This is a genomic window from Streptomyces sp. NPDC044571 (assembly GCF_040647115.1).
GTDB lineage: Bacteria > Actinomycetota > Actinomycetes > Streptomycetales > Streptomycetaceae > Streptomyces.
In genome coordinates this window covers 66,498-82,561 of the sequence record NZ_JBEZBN010000017.1, presented here as the reverse complement: position 1 = coordinate 82,561, position 16,064 = coordinate 66,498, and the positions used below count along the sequence as shown (strand labels likewise).

14 protein-coding genes are annotated in these 16,064 nt (G+C 75.4%); 8 read left to right on the top strand and 6 right to left on the bottom strand.

What is annotated here, in order from left to right:
• The first annotated feature begins 183 nt into the window (after positions 1–183).
• Positions 184–1,356, top strand: coding sequence for a nucleotide disphospho-sugar-binding domain-containing protein (locus AB0B01_RS11940; protein WP_361716169.1), 1,173 nt, complete (start codon positions 184–186; stop codon positions 1,354–1,356).
• 292 nt (positions 1,357–1,648) lie between these two features.
• Here AB0B01_RS11940 and AB0B01_RS11935 read toward each other — a convergent pair whose 3' ends face one another.
• Positions 1,649–3,274, bottom strand: a complete 1,626-nt coding sequence (locus AB0B01_RS11935; RefSeq protein ID WP_361716166.1) for a condensation domain-containing protein — start codon at positions 3,272–3,274, stop codon at positions 1,649–1,651.
• Between the two features lie 162 nt (positions 3,275–3,436).
• Here AB0B01_RS11935 and AB0B01_RS11930 point away from each other — a divergent pair, with 162 nt between their 5' ends.
• Positions 3,437–4,027, top strand: a complete 591-nt coding sequence (locus AB0B01_RS11930) for a TetR/AcrR family transcriptional regulator (protein WP_361716163.1) — start codon at positions 3,437–3,439, stop codon at positions 4,025–4,027.
• Here the strand turns inward: AB0B01_RS11930 and AB0B01_RS11925 are convergent.
• From AB0B01_RS11925 to AB0B01_RS11915, 3 genes are all read right to left on the bottom strand, one after another.
• Positions 4,011–4,469: a DUF2871 domain-containing protein gene (locus AB0B01_RS11925; RefSeq protein ID WP_361716160.1), complete on the bottom strand. Its 459-nt coding sequence runs from the start codon at positions 4,467–4,469 to the stop codon at positions 4,011–4,013. The genes AB0B01_RS11930 and AB0B01_RS11925 overlap by 17 nt on opposite strands.
• Positions 4,470–4,578: 109 nt before the next feature.
• Positions 4,579–4,998: a hypothetical protein gene (locus AB0B01_RS11920; RefSeq protein ID WP_361716157.1), complete on the bottom strand. Its 420-nt coding sequence runs from the start codon at positions 4,996–4,998 to the stop codon at positions 4,579–4,581.
• A gap of 67 nt (positions 4,999–5,065) precedes the next feature.
• Complete coding sequence (locus tag AB0B01_RS11915; RefSeq protein WP_361716154.1) at positions 5,066–8,551, bottom strand: AMP-binding protein; 3,486 nt, start codon at positions 8,549–8,551, stop codon at positions 5,066–5,068.
• Between the two features lie 1,264 nt (positions 8,552–9,815).
• Between AB0B01_RS11915 and AB0B01_RS11910 the strand changes: the two genes are divergently transcribed.
• Positions 9,816–9,941 (top strand): hypothetical protein, encoded by a 126-nt coding sequence (locus tag AB0B01_RS11910; RefSeq protein WP_361716151.1) that lies wholly within the window; start codon positions 9,816–9,818, stop codon positions 9,939–9,941.
• A gap of 87 nt (positions 9,942–10,028) precedes the next feature.
• On the opposite strand, the gene AB0B01_RS11905 is transcribed toward AB0B01_RS11910, so the two are convergent.
• The gene (locus AB0B01_RS11905; protein WP_361716148.1) at positions 10,029–10,352 is read right to left on the bottom strand and encodes an acyl carrier protein; all 324 of its coding nucleotides are present in this window, start codon (positions 10,350–10,352) and stop codon (positions 10,029–10,031) included.
• A 165-nt stretch (positions 10,353–10,517) separates the two neighbouring features.
• Positions 10,518–10,727 carry a hypothetical protein gene (locus tag AB0B01_RS11900; RefSeq protein ID WP_361716145.1) on the bottom strand — a complete coding sequence of 70 codons (210 nt, stop codon included), beginning with the start codon at positions 10,725–10,727 and terminating at the stop codon, positions 10,518–10,520.
• Between the two features lie 382 nt (positions 10,728–11,109).
• Between AB0B01_RS11900 and AB0B01_RS11895 the strand changes: the two genes are divergently transcribed.
• The 5 genes from AB0B01_RS11895 (at position 11,110) to sigJ (ending at position 15,967) form a co-directional block, all read left to right on the top strand.
• Positions 11,110–12,333 carry an aminotransferase class V-fold PLP-dependent enzyme gene (locus AB0B01_RS11895; RefSeq protein ID WP_361716142.1) on the top strand — a complete coding sequence of 408 codons (1,224 nt, stop codon included), beginning with the start codon at positions 11,110–11,112 and terminating at the stop codon, positions 12,331–12,333.
• Between the two features lie 120 nt (positions 12,334–12,453).
• Positions 12,454–14,028: an acyl-CoA carboxylase subunit beta gene (locus tag AB0B01_RS11890; RefSeq protein ID WP_361716139.1), complete on the top strand. Its 1,575-nt coding sequence runs from the start codon at positions 12,454–12,456 to the stop codon at positions 14,026–14,028.
• Positions 14,025–14,243, top strand: a complete 219-nt coding sequence (locus AB0B01_RS11885; protein WP_361716136.1) for an acyl-CoA carboxylase epsilon subunit — start codon at positions 14,025–14,027, stop codon at positions 14,241–14,243. The genes AB0B01_RS11890 and AB0B01_RS11885 overlap by 4 nt, the downstream gene beginning before the upstream one ends.
• A gap of 389 nt (positions 14,244–14,632) precedes the next feature.
• Positions 14,633–15,019, top strand: a complete 387-nt coding sequence (locus AB0B01_RS11880; RefSeq protein ID WP_361716133.1) for a hypothetical protein — start codon at positions 14,633–14,635, stop codon at positions 15,017–15,019.
• A gap of 63 nt (positions 15,020–15,082) precedes the next feature.
• Complete coding sequence (sigJ, locus tag AB0B01_RS11875) at positions 15,083–15,967, top strand: RNA polymerase sigma factor SigJ (protein WP_361716130.1); 885 nt, start codon at positions 15,083–15,085, stop codon at positions 15,965–15,967.
• The last annotated feature ends 97 nt before the right edge of the window (positions 15,968–16,064 follow it).

Below are 16,064 nucleotides of genomic sequence, written 5' to 3'. Positions count from 1 at the left end.
TCCTTCGCCTTCTCCTGCGTGCCCAGGGGCAGTCGGCCGCACGACGACCATGGGGGAGGGTGATCGGCTGTGGCTGGAGGACGCCTGGAGATGCCCCGTACGACGGCTCGACCGGTGAATTGTCGATGCTAGATTTCCTAGCGGCACTAGACAGGGGGCGGCGGCGCCCCTACGCTGAGGCTCATGAGAATCCTCTTCGCCAGCGTGGGCAATTTCGGGCACATCTTCCCCTTGCTTCCCTTGGCAGGGGCCGCGCGAGCAGCCGGCCACGAGGTCGCGTTCGCCACGGGCGAGCAGTTCCACCAGACCCTGCGCGAGGCCGGCTTCGAGCCGGTGACCGCAGGCCGCTCGGTGCCCGAGGCGTTCATCGAAGCAGCGGGCGGTCAAGCCTTCCTTGAGCAGCACGGCGGCGAGGTGGGCGCCCAGGACGTCCCGGCCGAGGTACTCGCGGACCTGCACATCAAGGTGTTCGGCTCGGTGCTGCCCCGCTGGGTCGCCGCCGACCTGGCCCCCGCCCTCGAACGGCTGCGCCCCGACCTGGTCGTCCACGAGGTGCTCAACCCCGGGGCCGGCTTCGCCGCCCAGCTCGCCGGCATCCCCGCCGTCGCGCACGGCGTCGGCGTGCTCTCCCAGGACCACGAGGCGGCCCGCCTCCAGCAGGAGGTGCTCGCCACCGCCGTCGAGCTCGGCGTCCGCGTGCCCGACGGGCAGGCCTTCACCCTCGGCAACACCCTCATCGACATCTGCCCGCCCTCCCTCCAGGACCCGGCCCTGCTCTCCTCGGGTCTGCCGCGCATCGAGCAGCGCCCCGTCTCCTTCAAGGAGGAGGGCGAACTGCCCGGCGGGCTGGGCCGGTCGGGCGAGCCGTTCGTGTACCTCACCCTCGGCACCGCCCTGGGCTCCGCCGAGAACCTGCGCACCGTGATCGACGGCCTCACCCCGCTGGGCCTGCCGGTCCTGGTCGCCACCGGCTTCCGGGTGCAGATCGCGGATCTCGGCGAACTGCCCGAGAACGTCGTCGCCGCGCCGTGGCTGCCCCAGTCGCAGGTGCTCGCGCGTGCCGCCCTCGTCGTCCAGCACGGCGGCAGCGGGACCACCCTGGCCACGCTGGAGGCCGGGCTGCCGCAGCTCATCGTGCCCCAGGGCGCCGACGGCCCGGCCAACGGCCGCGCCGTGCACGCCGCGGGCGCCGGCGAGGTGGTCTTCGACCTCAAGGCCGAGGCCGTGACGGAGTACGCCCGCCGCATCCTCGGCGACGACGGCTACCGGGAGGCGGCCCGCAAGATCGCCGCGGAGATCGCCTCGCTGCCCGGCCCGGACGAGATCGCCGCGAAGCTCCCCTCCTTCGCGGCCTGACCCGGCAGGTGCGGGGCGGCCCCGGCCGGCGTCCCGCACCGGTCCTCCTGCTCCCGGGCGGACGTCCCCCGCCGCCCGGGGTCACCGGCATCCGGTGCGCGCACCTTCCCGGTCGCGCGCACCGGATGAGCCGGCTTCCCCGCCGTCAGGCGAACCCGCGCCGTCAGGCGAACCCCCGGCGTCAGGCGAACCCCCGGCGTACGACGGCCCCCCGTCCGCGTGGCGTGGGTGAGTGCGGCGGGGGACCGTCGGCTTGCGGGCGTCGCAGGTCTCGTACGGGAGTCGTACGGGCCTACGACACGGGCACCGGTGCGAGGGGGACCAGGTCCAGCGGCGCGGGCAGCAGGTCCTCGACCGCGGCGGCGGGCCCGGCGGCCGCGAGGGCCTCCAGGGCCGCGGCCACCTCCTGCGCCAGCCCCGCGGCCTCGGCGCGGGTCAGCACCGAGGAGGCGAACTCCAGGGACAGCAGCGGCTCCTCCCGCCAGCCCAGTACGGCCAGCTCCGCGTCCGCGGTGGCTCCGCCCAGGTGCCCGTGGTGGAAGCGCGCCGTGAGCGGCCCCGCCTCCAGGCGCGCCGGGAGCAGCTCGTCGTGGGCCGCGAAGGCCACCTGGGTCAGGGCGGTCCGCGACCGGTCGCCGCGCACTCCGAGCTCCCTCGCCAGCGCCGCCGGGTCGAGGTCGGCGTAGCGCAGCCCCTCGCTGAACGCGCAGGCGATGCCGCGCAGGAAGTAGTCGGTGCCGCCCTCCAGTTCGCAGCAGACCGGCACGCGCACCGTGCACGGTGCGACCGTGCGCAGCAGGGCCGCCGTGGGGCGGCGCGGCATCTCGGCGCCCACGAGCAGCCACTCGCGCCCGGCGCGCCGGCCCACGGCCAGCGCCCAGGCGCCGAGCACCACCGCGGTGTGCGGTACGCCGGCCCGTGCGGCCGTCGCGTCGACCGCGTCGCGCAGCCGCGCGTCGAGCCCGAACAGCAGCCGCTCCCCCCGGAAGTCGAAGACGGCCGGCCGCCGCGCGGGCGCCGCCAGGTCCACCACCTCGGGGAACTCCCGCAGCCGCCCGACCCGTTCGGCCGTCAGCGCGCGCAGCGCACCCGAGCGGTCCAGTGCGGCGGCCCGGGCGGCGACCGCGTCGGGCCCGGGTGCGGGCGCGAGGTCCAGCGGACGGCGGCGGACCGCGCGGGCGTAGTCGGCGAGCAGCTCCCGCCAGACCAGGGCCGCGGACCAGGCGTCGGCCACGGCGTCGTGGTACAGGAAGGCCAGCAGGTGCCGGTCGGCGGCCAGCCGGGTCAGGACGAAGGCCAGCGGCGGCCGGCCGGGGTGGCCCACCAGGCGGTCCACGTCCGCGGCGATCCTCGACTGCACCGCGGAGACGGCCTCTTCGCCCTCGTACGCCTGCGGCGTCGACATCAGCGGCACCGTCCAGTCGTCGAGGACGCGGCGTACGGGGCCGCGCGCCGAGGAGGCGAAGGCCGTCCGCAGCCCCTCGTGCCGGGCGCCGAGTGCGCTCAGCGCCGTACGCAGCGCGGCCATGTCGAGGGGGCCGGCCAACTCGGCGGAGAGCATGCGGTGGACGGCCGCGGCGCCGGTGTACGGCTGGGCGGTGAGCGCGGCCAGCTGGGAGGGCAGGAGGTCCTGTGCCGCGGACGGCTCCGGGAGCGGGAGCGGCCGGGGGGCCGGCGGTACGGGAAGGGCCCGCGCCAGTACGTCGGCGAGCGGGGCGGGCCCCATCAGCCCGGACAGGTCGAGCGCGAGCCCGAGCCGTTCACCTGCGCGGCCCTGGAGCCGCATGGCCTGCCCCAGTCCGCCCCCGAGCGTGACGAACGGCGAACCCGCGGCTGCGGCGTGCAGCGTGCGCCGGTCGCGGCCCAGGGCGTCCGCGGCCAGGTCGAGCAGCTCCTCCAGGGGAGTCGGGGTCTGCATGGGGGTGGCCCTCTCTGTGGGCGGTCTTGCCCCGCATGCTGCCGACCGTGCCTCGAAGGCCACTTGAGGTCCGCCAGCGGCGTGTTCACCGGGGGGCGGACCGAAGCGCAGGATTCTATCACTGCTAACTAAAATTTCGCCGAAAGTGCTAAGGTGGGCGGCATGACTCCCCGAGAGCGCCGCCTCCGCGAGCAGGCCCAGCGAGGCCGGCTGATCCTCACCACGGCCCGCGAGATGGCCGAGGCCGAGGGCTGGGACTCCGTCACCACGCGGCGCCTCGCGGAACGCATCGAGTACAGCCAGCCGGTGCTCTACCAGCACTTCAAGAACAAGGACGCGATCGTCCACGCGGTCGCCCTCGAAGGGTTCGCCGAACTCGCCGCCGAACTGCGCGCCGCACGCCTCGGTGCCGGCGACCCGCACGCCGCACTGGACGCGGTCGCCCGCACCTACCTCGACTTCGCGGCCCGGGGGCCGGTCCTCTACCAGGCCATGCTCACCCTCGACGTGGGGCTCGAACACGCCGGCTCCGACACCCCCCAGCCGCTGCTCGACACCTTCGCCGAGATCCGCGATGCGGTCGGGCCCGTCGCGGGCGAACGCGACCCGGAGGTGCTGGCCGAGGTGCTGTGGAGCGCCTGGCACGGCCTGGCCACCCTGTCCTGGGGCCGCCGGCTGCGCCCCGGGCCGGCCCAGGAGCGGCTCGCCGCCCTGACCGGCCTGGTGACCGGACCGGTCAGGCAGCGGTCCTGACCTGCTCCGGCTCGGTGGGCTTGGCGGGCTCGGCGTTCGCGGGCTCCTTCAGCTTCTTGCCGAGCAGCACGAACAGCAGGATCAGACCGACCGTCAAGACGATGTGGCCGATGCCGCCGACCAGCGAGAAGAGTTCGGGTACCTCGTTGCCCAGCACGGTCTGGGTGCCGCGGTAGAGCATGCTCGCGCAGGTGATCGTCAGACCCGTGTTGTAGAACCAGAAGAAGTAGGTGAACTGCTTCGTCCCGGACAGTCCGAAGACCTTGTCCAGCCCGAGGACGATGAGGAACACGAGCATGCCCAGCGCGAGCAGGTGGGTGTGCAGCACGGCGAGCTGGGTCTCGCCCTCGAAGTCATTGATCTTGGTGAGCTCGCGGTAGTACAGCCCGGAGATCACTCCCACGATCATGTAGACGTGTGCCGCGTAGTACGACTTCCGCATCTCCGCACTCGCTCCCTGATGATCCGATACCGCCCCTGACGGGGCCCATTCAAGCACTGGGAGTGGGCAGTTCATCGCCCCTTCGGATCATCACTCAAGCGGAGCTCGACTACGCCTCGACCAGTTCCCGAGCGGCCGGCGAGAGCTGCGGCAGGTCGACCAGCGAGGCGAAGGCCCCCGCGGTCTGCTGGAGTTCCCCGTCGGGGTTGTAGAGGAACCGGGGCCGCGGAAGGCCCTTGGTGCCCTTGACCCAGCGCAGGTAGCGGGCCGCCTCGTCCATGAGCGGCGCGGCGGTGTCCAGGGTGAAGACGGGGAGGTCGGCGGTCCGCGCGAGGTACTCGGCGCTCAGGTGGACCGCGTCGTGGTCGAAGCGCAGCACCATGACCTCGACGCCGTCCCGGCGCAGGGCGAGGTCGGCGGAGGGGGCCAGCGGGCTCTCCACGAGCAGGACGGCGGAGGGCGCCGGACCGGGGGCGGAGTGCGGGGCGGCCGGGGCGGTCAGGATGCTCAGGGGGGTCATGACGGTCATGACGGGCTCCTCGGAAGTCGTGGGCGAAGGCAGGGGCGGCCGGGGTCGGCGGCCGGGCGGGAGGGCTTCAGAAGCGGTCGTTCAGGTGGTCGTTGAGGTGGTCGAGGCAGAGCTCGTACACGTCCTCGGAGTGCGTCTCGTGCCAACCGGCCACGAGCGGGACGCGGGCCGGCCACAGCGCGCGGTGCCCGGCACCGTCCGCGACGACCACGAAGGTGGCGAACTCGTCCGCGAACGGGTCGTCGGCGCACGGGTGGTCCAGGACGTGCAGGCTGCCGTCCTCGTCCACGCGGGCGGCGTGCCCGGTGCGCCACATACGGGCCGCCGCGTCCCCCGGCCCGGCGAGCGGGTCGGGCAGGAAGCGCTCGCCGGTGGCGCCGGGCAGACCCGCGTACCCCTGGGCCACGCCCACCCCCCCGATGTACAGCGCGCCCACCGCCCCGGCCGCGACCGGCCGCAGCTGCGCATCGAGCACGTAGGCCCGGTAGCCGGGAGCGGGCCGGGTGCGGCCGCCCGGCGTCCGCTCGACCAGCAGCCGCCCCTCGGGCCAGCCGCTGCTGACGGTCAGCGCCGTGTCCTGCGCCCGGGCGAGCGCCACCAGCGCGTCGTCCGCCGGGCCGAGCACCACCGAGGCGCCCTGCTCGCGCAGCCACTGGAGCACCTCGTGCGGGGCGCCGTGGGTGAGGGCCGGGCCGGGCAGGTGCACCCGGGCGCCGCCGACGAGCGCACGCAGCAGCCCGAGCGCGGCCTCCGCGTCCGGGTAACCGGGCACCAGCCAGGCGGCGTCGGCAGCAGGCCCCGGGCCGGCCGCGGCGGCGCTGAGCCGTTCCCCGCCGATCGCGATGGTCGCGGCGGTCGGGATCGTCGCGTGGGCGGTGTGCGCCAGCAGCACCGGGGCGTCGGGGTCGAGCGGCCGCGTACGGTCGGCCGCGCGGACCGGCCAGCTGCTGCCCGCCGGCAGCTGGTCGGCGGCCGCGGCGCGGACCAGCCGGACCGCCCGGGGCACCGGCGCCAGTGCCCTGTCAGCGGCCTCGTCGAGCAGCAGGACCGCCGGCCACACCGCGGCGGGCAGCCCGAGCGCCGGATCCAGCGGCATGCAGGCGGCGCCCGCCTTGGCCACGGCGAGTGCGGCGACGGCGAAGCCGGTCGGGGAGGCGATGGCGGTGACCACGCAGGTGCCGGGCCCTGCCTCGTGTTCGAGCAGGACGTGCGCCAACAGGTCGGAGCGGGCGTCCAGTTCCGCGTAGTCCATGCCGCCCAGGGCGGCCGCCCCCGGGGTGCGGGCCACCTGCTCCGCGAAGAGCGAGGCCACGCTCTGCGCGGGCACGGCCGGCAGCTCCCGCCCGACACCGCTCCACAGGCCGACCGCGTCCACCGGCTCCGCGCCGGGCAGCAGCCGCAGTCGGCTCAGTGCGCTGTCCGGGGTCTCGACGGCCGCCTCCAGCACCGCGACCAGCTGGCGCGTGAGCGAGGCGGCGGCGGCCTCGCCGATCGCCTCGTACGGGAAGGCCGCCGCCCCGGCGATCCCCGCGGGCTCCCCCTCCGGGTCGTGACGCTCGGTCAAGGTCAGGCCCAGGGACGCCGTGGGCGAGGGCAGGCGGGGCTCGGCGGCCTCCACCGTCAGCGCGCCGGCCGCGAAGGCGCCGGCCGTCTCCTGCAGCACGGTCAGCGCGACCCCGCCGGGCAGCGCCAGGGCCGCCTCCCCGTCCCGGTACGCCGCGAGGTCCGCGGCACGCACCCGCCGCAGCAGCTCGGTGAAGGCGGGATCGCCGGAGGCGTCCACGGACAGGGCCAGCACCCGCCCGTACGGTCCGACGGCCCGGCGCAGGGCAGCGCTGTCACGGGCCGGGACCGGCGCGGCCACCGTGACCACGGGACCCGCGCCGAGGCGCGTGAGCAGCGCCGCGAGCGCGGCGTGCACGAGCATGAAGAGGGTCACCCCCTGCTCGGCGGCCAGCGCGGCGAGCTGCGCGTGCAGGCCGGCGTCGAGCGCGAAGGCCAGGTGCCCGGCCTCCGCATCGCCCGCGTACGGGCCGCTGCCCGGGACCGCGGTGGGCTCGGCATCCCCGAACAGGGCCCGCTGCGCACCCTGCGGCGCGGCCGTCGGCCAGCGCGGGGCGTCCCCGCGGGCCCGCGCCCCGTAGGCCAGGGCCAGTTCGGCGGCCAGCGGCGCGTGCGACCACAGGTCCACCGCATCGCCCGGCAGCATCAGCTCCAGCAGGTGCTCGGCCGCGGCCAGGGACCGCAGCCGGGTGCCGGCCGAGCCCAGCCGGCTGTTGCGCAGCGCCTCGTGACGGCGGCCCAGGTCCTTCAGGGCCTCGTCCAGGGCGTCCGTGTCCAGCGGGCCGCGCAGCCGCAGGGGCAGTACGGCGCTGCCGGCCGCGGCCGCCCGCCCCGGTCCGGTGGCGGCCGCGGGGCCGTCCCCGACCAGCGCGGCGAACAGGGCCGGGGTGGGGGCCCGGCCGAGGGCCCCGCCGCCCGGGTCGGCGTCCAGCACCTCGCGGGTCCGCGCCAGCAGGCGGGCCGCGGCCGCCGGGCCGCCGCCGAGGCGGAAGAAGTCGCTGTCCGCGTGCACCGCGCTGCGCGGTACGCCGGCGGCCTCCGCGAAGAGGTCCCGCACGATCTCCTGGACCGGCGTGCCCGGCGGCGTCGCGGGCGGGGCCCCCGCACAGACCGCGTCGGGTGCGGCCGCCTCGTGCCAGGCGGCCGGGGTCCCGTACAGGTGCAGCAGCCGGGGCGCGGAGCCGGCGCGGTGCAGGACCTGCCGCAGCAGCTGCGGGTCGCAGGCCGCCGGACCGCCGAAGGCGAGGGTGTGCAGCGGGTCGAAGGCCGCTGGCCGTTCGCGGGCGGTCCGCTCGAAGTCCGCGCCGGGCAGGAGCAGGACGCTCACCTCCCCCTCCCGCAAGGCCGCCTCCAGCCGCCCCGGGTCGGCGACGGTGTCCGCGTCCAGCCCCACCAGCCGGGCCCCGGCCGTCAGGGCCGCCCAGACCTCCAGGGAGGCGGTGTCCTCGTCGGGAGCGGCGACCTGCCCCACCCCCTCGCCGGGCCGCACCCGCAGCGGACCGTCCGGCCCGGCCAGGGCGAGCACCTCGCGGAGGTACGCCGACTCCTGCGCCTGCGCCTGCGCCTGCGCCGCCACGCCGGGCAGGGCCCCGGGCCGGGCGGCGATCTGCCCGGCCTCGGCGTCGAGGGCGACGACCTCGGCGCCCAGGCCCGCGTACTCGGCGGCCCGGCGCCCGGAGGTCACCACGGCGCGCACGGGGCCGCCCGGCAGACCGGGGCGGGCGCCGGGGTCGAGCGCCACGTACGAGGCGCCGGCCCGCAGGACCGCGAGCCAGGCCGTCACCAGCTCGGGGCCGGCCGGCAGCACGGTCGCCACCCGGTCGCCGGGGCGGACACCGCGGGCGACGAGATGGGCGGCGAGCCGGTTGGCCGCTAGGCTGAGCTCCCGGTAGCCGAGGGAGGTCCCTCCTGCGCCGGGGGCGCCGTAGGTGAGGGCGATGGCCTCGGGCCGCGCGAGGACGTGCTGCTCGATGAGGCCGGAGATTGACATCAGGGCTCGCTCCTTCGACGGCGGCTCGGCTTGTTTGGCAAAACCTTGCCTAGATGCTGGCAAGCGGAAACTGAGGCTCTGTCTCGAACCGCTGGAGATTCACTCGACCTCGCCGACCCTCCTACCGCCACCTGCCCGGGCCCCACGCTCGGCGCCCTGCCCATCGGCCCACCCGGAGCCGGACAAGCGGCCCCGCCCGGTCATGCGCGGGGCCGCGCCCCCGCGCACGAGCCCAGCGCCCGGCCCCCCGGTACGGGCCCGGCCAGCGGCCTCCGCGCAAGAGGCGCAGGGCTGCCCCGCGTACCGGCGGCGGCCCCGCTTACGTGGCGGCGGCCCGGGTGACAGGCGCCGGGCAGGCAGCCCGGGGCAAGCGCCCGGCCTGGCCTGGCGCAGGCACCCCCGAACGGGGGTCCGGCGCCCGGCCCGCGGGCCCGCGGGCACGCGTACGTGGCGGCGCCCTCGCGCCCGGCCCCGGGGCCCGGCCCCGCGTAGGGGTCCCGCATGCCGCCCAGACGGCGGCCCCGCGCCCGCGTGCGTGGTGGCGGCCCCCGGGTGAGAGGTGCCCGGTCTGGCGTGCGCAGGACGCGCCCTCCGAACGGGGTTTCGGCCCGCGGGCATGCACAGGGGCGCGGGCCGCGTGTACGGGAGGGTCCGGCGCCCGGCCCGCGGGCCCTGCGGGCATGGGCAGGGCCGCGCGACTCCGCGTACAGGTCCGGCGTCCGGCCCCGCGTACGGGGCGGGCCCCGGGACGCCGCCTGGTCGGCGGCTCCCGCAAGAGGCGCTGGGCTGCCGCGGCGTACGGCCGGCGGCCCGGCGTCCGCGCCCGCGTGCGTGGTGGCGGCCCCCGGTAAGAGGCGCCGGGCAGGCGCCTGGGGCAAGAGGCGCCCGGCCTGGCGTGCGCAGGACCTGCCCCCGAATGGGGGTTCGGCGCCCGGCCCGCGGGCCCGCGGGCCTGCGCAGGGGCGTGGCCCCGCGTACGGGCGGAAGCCCGGCACTCCGGACGCGCGTACGCGGCGGCGGCCTTGCGCAAAGGCTCCGGCCGGGCATGCGCAGGACCCGCGACCCACATACAGGCGGGCCCGGCACCCGCCCCGCGGGCATGCGCAGGACCGCGACTCCGCAGGAGAGGCGCCGCTCCGCGTACCGGCCGCGGCCCCGGACCGCGTACCGCGGGGGCCCGCCCGCCGCCCCGGGGCGTTCGAGGCCGCTGCGAGGCGGCCCTGGCACGCTGGTCCCCCGTTCCCTGCCACCGTGGAGGCCGACCATGGGCACACGCATCCCCCAACCGAAGCCCGACCGCGGCGAGGCCCCCGAGGTCTCCGCTCAGGCCGAGTCCGACGAAGCCCCCGCCACCTCGCGCACCGTCCTGTCCCACATCTCCAGCCTCTGACCCGCTCCGCCCGGAACGGTACGGGCGGCGGAAACGACCGAAGCCCCCGCCGAAGGCGGGGGCTTCAACGGTTGTACGGGCCGTTCGTCAGGCGACGGCCCACGGGGAGGCGCTGCGGATGCCGCCGACCGGTTCGGCGCGGCGGTCGTCGGCCCACACCGGATGGAGGGCGGCGGACAGGATGCCCCAGAGCTGACCGGCGGTCAGGGTGCGGACCGGGATCACCACCTGGCCGGCGAGGCTGACGCGGAACGCCGACTCCAGGCTGCTGACGATGCCGATGAGCGCCATGGAGTCCAGGCCGTACGCCTCCATCGGAACGTCCGCGGCCGGCGCCTCGCCCCGGCCCAGTCCGGGAAGTCCCTGGCGCAGGAGGTTCTCGAACTTCGCGTTCCACGGTGCGTGGGCCATCGGTGGACTTCCTTCCGGGACGGGCGACGTGGTGCCCCTGCACCGTGCCGCATCCCGCTAGAGCCGCCGTGGACCCCTTCTCGCTCCCCGAGCACGGCGGACCGCGATGAGCCCGCCCGGCGAGCCACCCGGCGCAGGAGAACGGCGCAGGAGGAACGGCGCCGGTTACGGCCAGTCGATCTGCCCGGCGGCCGGGCCGGTGGAGGTGCCCGGGGCGACCGGCCAGTCGATCTGGGCGCCCGCCGGGGCGGCGGAGGTGCCGGGGGCGACCGGCCAGTCGATCTGTCCGCCGTCGGCCTGGGCGACACCGCCCGCAGTGAGAACGGCGGCGGAGACGAGAGCGGCGGTGGCGACGGCGCGGGCGATGGTCTTCATGGTGACTCCTCGGTGGCAATTGTTTGTTTCGGCTTGGCAAGTCCTCTGCCAGAAGATTGGCAACCCCTCCTCGGGATTCGCTCGGAAATCGCTCAAGATGCCCTGGAGGCGGCGCCCATTTCTCGCACACAGGGGCCGCCGCGCCCCATTCGGAACTCGCGACACCTGCCCCGACCTGCGACTTTCCTGATCCGGCAGGAACGGCAATACGAGTTGCCAAAAGTTGCCAGAAACCCGCTGACTTGAGCCTCGCCGGAGCGGGGTTGCCCGGATATTGCCAAGACGGCCCGACGTTGGGCAATGTCTTGCCAAGCGAGTTGGCAATTCTTGGTACAGCAGGGCCGGGTACCCGCCGGGCCCCACAGCGGAGGGAGGCCCCTCGATGAACGCGCCGACGCACCAAGGGCAGCGAACGGCCCACCTGGACACCGCGGGCACCGGCCGGATGCCGGCCGCCGTGCAGTCCGTCCTCGCCGACTGCACCGCCCGCGACGACCGCTTCGGGACGCACGCCCTGGAAGAGGAGCTCGGCGCCGTCCTGCACACGGGGATCCACGAGCGCCTGGGCGGCCTGCTCGGCGTCCCGGCCGGCCGCACCGCCCTGGCCGCCGGCGCGGCCGACGCCTTCCACGCCTACGTGTCCCGCCTCGACCTCGGTCCGCGCGACCGGATCTGGACCACCCCGCACGAGGGCGTGGCCCACCTGACCACCCTGTACGGCCTGCGCGAGCGCACCCGCTGCCGGCTGGAGGTCGTCCCGCTGCGCGCGGACGGCGACCTCGACCTGGAGTGGATGCTGGAGCACATCGACGAGGACGTCGCCCTCGTCTCCGTCGTGCACGTCTCCGCGGTCTGCGGAACCGTCAACCCGGTGGAGGCCGTCGGCCGGCTCCTCGCCCCGCACCGGGCCCTGTACGCGGTCGACGCCTCACACGCGGTGGGCCGGCTGCCCGTCGACGCCGCGCGCATCGGCTGCGACCTGCTCACCGCGGACGGCTGGAGGTTCCTGCGCGGACCGCAGGGCATCGGCTTCGCGTACGCAGGCCCCCGGTCGGCCGAGGCGTTCTCGGCGCCGCCGGCCCCGGCCGCCGTCGCCGCCCTGCACACCGCGCTCGGCCACCACACCGCGGCCATGTCCCTCCCGCACCCGGAGCTCCTGCCGCGCCTGCGCAGCACCGTCGCCCGGGCGCCGGGGATCGAACTGCTGGCCGCGGGCCGGGTGCAGGCCGGGATCGTGGGCTTCCGGCACGGTGAGGTGCCCGCCGCGCTGATCCGGCGCGCCCTGGCCCGGCGCGGGATCGTCGTACGCAAGACGGTCGCGCAGGAGCACCCGCTGCACCCGGCAGGGCGGGAGGCGCCCACGGCCCTCGTCGCCTCCGTCCACTACGACAACACCGCCGAGGACATCGACCGCCTCGGGACCGCCCTGCGCGAGGCACTGCACGAGATCGTGCGCGAGGAGCGGAAGTTCGCCGCCGTCTCGGCGATACGGGTGCTCGCCGCGGCCGGAGCCGCCCCCGTGGGCCGCCCGCCCGTGCGGCAGGACCCGTACCACCGCCCGGAACCCGTCCGGCGCGGCCACCTCACCCTGCACACGACGTACTGAGCCCCGCGCGACGACCCGGTCCCGACCCCGTATCGCGGGGGGTTCCAGCGGACTTCGACGACATCTTGAGCCCCGCCCGCGACGGTGGCTGCAATCCGGCCTCAGACCTGGAGGATCCACATGACCATCATCGACGCGCCCCTCATACCGGTCCTGGACCGTGCCGCGGAACTGGCCGACATCAAGGCCCAGGCCGTCGCCGGACCGGATGAGCGGGCCACGCAGCGTCAGCACGACAAGGGCAAGCTCACCGCCCGCGAGCGCATCGACCTCCTGCTGGACGAAGGCTCGTTCCACGAGATCGAGGCGCTGCGCAGACACCGCGCGAGCGGTTTCGGACTGGAGGACAAGCGCCCCTACACCGACGGTGTGGTCACCGGCTGGGGCACGGTGGACGGCCGTACCGTCTTCGTCTACGCCCACGACTTCCGCATCTTCGGCGGCGCGCTCGGCGAGGCGCACGCCGAGAAGATCCACAAGGTGATGGACCTGGCCGAGTCGGCCGGCGCCCCCCTGGTCTCCCTCAACGACGGCGCGGGCGCCCGTATCCAGGAGGGCGTCTCGGCGCTCGCCGGGTACGGCGGAATCTTCCAGCGCAACACCCGCGCCTCCGGGGTCATCCCGCAGATCTCCGTGATGCTCGGCCCGTGCGCGGGCGGTGCCGCGTACAGCCCGGCCCTGACCGACTTCGTCTTCATGGTCCGCGAGACCTCGCAGATGTTCATCACCGGCCCCGACGTCGTCCGCGCCGTCACCGGCGAGGAGATCTCCCAGAACGGCCTCGGCGGCGCCGACGTCCACGCCGCGACCTCCGGGGTGGCCGCCTTCGCCTACGACGACGAGCAGAGCTGCCTGGAGGACGTCCGGCACCTGCTGTCGCTGCTGCCGGCCAACAACCGCGAGACCCCGCCCCGCGAGTTCACCAACGACCCGGCGGACCGGCGCACCGAGGCGCTGACCGGCATCGTCCCCGTCAACCCGCAGCAGGCGTACGACATCCGCAAGGTCATCGAGGAGGTCGTCGACGACGGCGAGTACTTCGAGGTCCAGCCCGCGTGGGCGACCAACGTGGTGTGCGCGCTCGCCCGGATGGACGGACACGTCACCGGCTTCGTCGCCAACCAGCCCGCCAGCCTCGCCGGGGTGCTCGACATCCACGCGAGCGAGAAGGCGGCCCGCTTCGTGCAGTTCTGCGACGCCTTCAACATCCCGCTGGTCACCCTCGTCGACGTCCCCGGCTTCCTGCCCGGCGTGGACCAGGAGCACGGCGGCATCATCCGCCACGGCGCGAAGCTGCTGTACGCGTACTGCAACGCCACCGTCCCGCGCATCTCCCTCGTCCTGCGCAAGGCGTACGGCGGCGCGTACATCGTCATGGACTCCCGCTCCATCGGGGCGGACCTGGCGCTGGCCTGGCCCACCAACGAGATCGCGGTCATGGGCGCGGAGGGCGCGGCGAACGTCATCTTCCGCCGGGAGATCGCCGCGGCCGACGACCCCGACGCGATGCGCGCACAGAAGATCAAGGAGTACACGACGGAGCTGATGCACCCGTACTACGCCGCCGAACGCGGCCTGGTGGACGACGTGATCGACCCGGCCGAGACCCGCTCGGTGCTCGTGGGCGCGCTCGGCATGCTCCGTACCAAGTACGCCGACCTGCCGTCGCGCAAGCACGGCAACCCGCCGGTATGAGGGCCGCGGAGGGCGGGGCGCCGCCGCAGACCTGGCGGATCACGGGCGGCAACCCCGACGCGGAGGAGACGGCCGCCGTCATGGCGGTCCTCACGGCCCTGCTGGCCGGTGCGGCCGAGGCCGAGCCCGAACAGCCGCCCCGCAAGGGCCGCGCGGGCTGGGACCGCACTCCGGCGGACGCGTTCCGCACGACCGGCACCTGGCGCCGGCACTGACCGGCCGCCGAAGCCGCTGAAACGCCTGCCTGCCGAAGCGTCGGCCCCGCTGACGGCGTTAACGGCGTTAACGGCGTTAACGCTGCCCACCCGTCAACGCCGCTGACGCCCCAGCGCCGCCGGGCCCCCGCCAGGGGGTCCGGCGCAGGCCGGCTCCCTGGGCAGCGTCTTCGGCCTGCGTCTGGCCCGCAATCACCCCGAGCTGTACGCGGCCTACGTCGGCACCGACCAGAACGTCCTGGACGCCGGCCGCGACACCTCGGCCCACGCGGCCCTCCTCGCCCGCCTGCGCGCCACCGGACGGCACAAGGACGCCGCGGCCGTGGAGCGGATGGGTCCCGACGCCCGGCAAGAGCGCCGCACAGCGGGCCGCGTACGACAAACTGCCCGTGGCGAGCGACCCCTTCACCCTCGACAACCTCAAGCGCGTCGTGCTGCGGTCCCTGTGGTTCTCCCCGCTGCACACCCTGGGCGAGATCGGGCAGTACTTCGCGGCCATGACGTTCTCCGGCGTGCTCACCCCCGAGACGGCCGCCTTCGACGACCGCGCCGACGGCACCCGCTTCGAGATCCCGTTCTTCGTCTTCCAGGGCGACCGGGACGTCATCACCCCGGCCGACCGCGCCCGGCGGTTCTTCGACGAGGTCGAGGCCCCCGTCAAGGAGTTCGCCCTGATCGAGGACGCGAGCCACTTCGCCTCGTTCCGCCGCCCCGAGCAGTTCCTGCACCTGATGCTCACCCGCGTCCGCCCGCTCGCGGCCACCCCGGCCGGCTGACACGGGCCGGGGAGCCCGTCATGATCACAGAGCGGAACTCACGCACGAAAGGACACGTGCCCGGTGTACGAGAGCTCATGGCCGACCGACCGCTTCGAGCAGGAGAGGACCCGGCTGCGCGCCGTCGCCTACCGGATGCTCGGCTCACTCGGCGAGGCCGAGGACGCCGTCCAGGAGGCCTGGCTGCGCCTGGAGCGCACGGACGCCGCCGAGATCGAGAACCTGCCCGGCTGGCTGACCACGGTCGTGGCGCGGATCTGCCTGAACATGCTGCGCTCGCGCGAGACCCGCCGCGAGGAGCCCCTCGAACTCCGCATACCCGACCCGGTCGTGACCCCCGAGGACGTCATCGACCCCGAAGCCGAGGCGCTGCTGGCCGATTCGGTCGGCCTGGCGCTGATGGTGGTGCTCGCCTCGCTCCGGCCCGCCGAGCGGATCGCCTTCGTCCTGCACGACATGTTCGCCGTGCCGTTCGACGAGATCGCCCCGCTGATCGACCGCACGCCGGCGGCCACCCGCCAGCTCGCGAGCCGTGCCCGCCGCCGCGTCCAGGAGCAGGCCCCGGCGCCCGACCCCGACCTCGCCCGCCAGCGCGAGGTCGTCGACGCCTTCTTCGCCGCCTCCCGCGACGGCCGGTTCGACGCCCTCGTCGCCGTCCTCGACCCCGACGTCGTCCTGCGCTCCGACGGCGGCGTCGCCCGCGCCCGCCACACCGTCGTCCTGAACGGCGCCTCCACGGTGGCCTCGCAGGCCCTCACCTTCAGCCGCCTGAGCCCGTTCGTCCGCCCGGCGCTGGTCAACGGCGCGGCCGGAGTCGTCGTCATCGCCGACGGCCACCCGCTGTCCGTCATGGCCTTCACGGTCACGGCGGGGTGCATCACCGCGATCGACGTGGTCGCCGACCCGGAGCGCCTGCGCGCCCTCGACCTGACGGACTTCACCGGCTGACGGCCTTCGATCCTGACGATTTCACCTGCGGCAGGGGGTGTCCGGCCGCGATCCGCCGGACACCGCCTCCCCGGCCCGACGTGCGGCCCGGCCCGGC

What these genes read in the sequence shown, in the direction of transcription:
- AB0B01_RS11940 (WP_361716169.1), top strand. Translation starts at nt 184, where the DNA reads ATGAGAATCCTCTTCGCCAGCGTGGGCAATTTCGGGCACATCTTCCCC.
- AB0B01_RS11935 (WP_361716166.1), bottom strand. Translation starts at nt 3,274, where the DNA reads ATGCAGACCCCGACTCCCCTGGAGGAGCTGCTCGACCTGGCCGCGGAC.
- AB0B01_RS11930 (WP_361716163.1), top strand. Translation starts at nt 3,437, where the DNA reads ATGACTCCCCGAGAGCGCCGCCTCCGCGAGCAGGCCCAGCGAGGCCGG.
- AB0B01_RS11925 (WP_361716160.1), bottom strand. Translation starts at nt 4,469, where the DNA reads ATGCGGAAGTCGTACTACGCGGCACACGTCTACATGATCGTGGGAGTG.
- AB0B01_RS11920 (WP_361716157.1), bottom strand. Translation starts at nt 4,998, where the DNA reads ATGACCGTCATGACCCCCCTGAGCATCCTGACCGCCCCGGCCGCCCCG.
- AB0B01_RS11915 (WP_361716154.1), bottom strand. Translation starts at nt 8,551, where the DNA reads ATGTCAATCTCCGGCCTCATCGAGCAGCACGTCCTCGCGCGGCCCGAG.
- AB0B01_RS11910 (WP_361716151.1), top strand. Translation starts at nt 9,816, where the DNA reads ATGGGCACACGCATCCCCCAACCGAAGCCCGACCGCGGCGAGGCCCCC.
- AB0B01_RS11905 (WP_361716148.1), bottom strand. Translation starts at nt 10,352, where the DNA reads ATGGCCCACGCACCGTGGAACGCGAAGTTCGAGAACCTCCTGCGCCAG.
- AB0B01_RS11900 (WP_361716145.1), bottom strand. Translation starts at nt 10,727, where the DNA reads ATGAAGACCATCGCCCGCGCCGTCGCCACCGCCGCTCTCGTCTCCGCC.
- AB0B01_RS11895 (WP_361716142.1), top strand. Translation starts at nt 11,110, where the DNA reads ATGAACGCGCCGACGCACCAAGGGCAGCGAACGGCCCACCTGGACACC.
- AB0B01_RS11890 (WP_361716139.1), top strand. Translation starts at nt 12,454, where the DNA reads ATGACCATCATCGACGCGCCCCTCATACCGGTCCTGGACCGTGCCGCG.
- AB0B01_RS11885 (WP_361716136.1), top strand. Translation starts at nt 14,025, where the DNA reads ATGAGGGCCGCGGAGGGCGGGGCGCCGCCGCAGACCTGGCGGATCACG.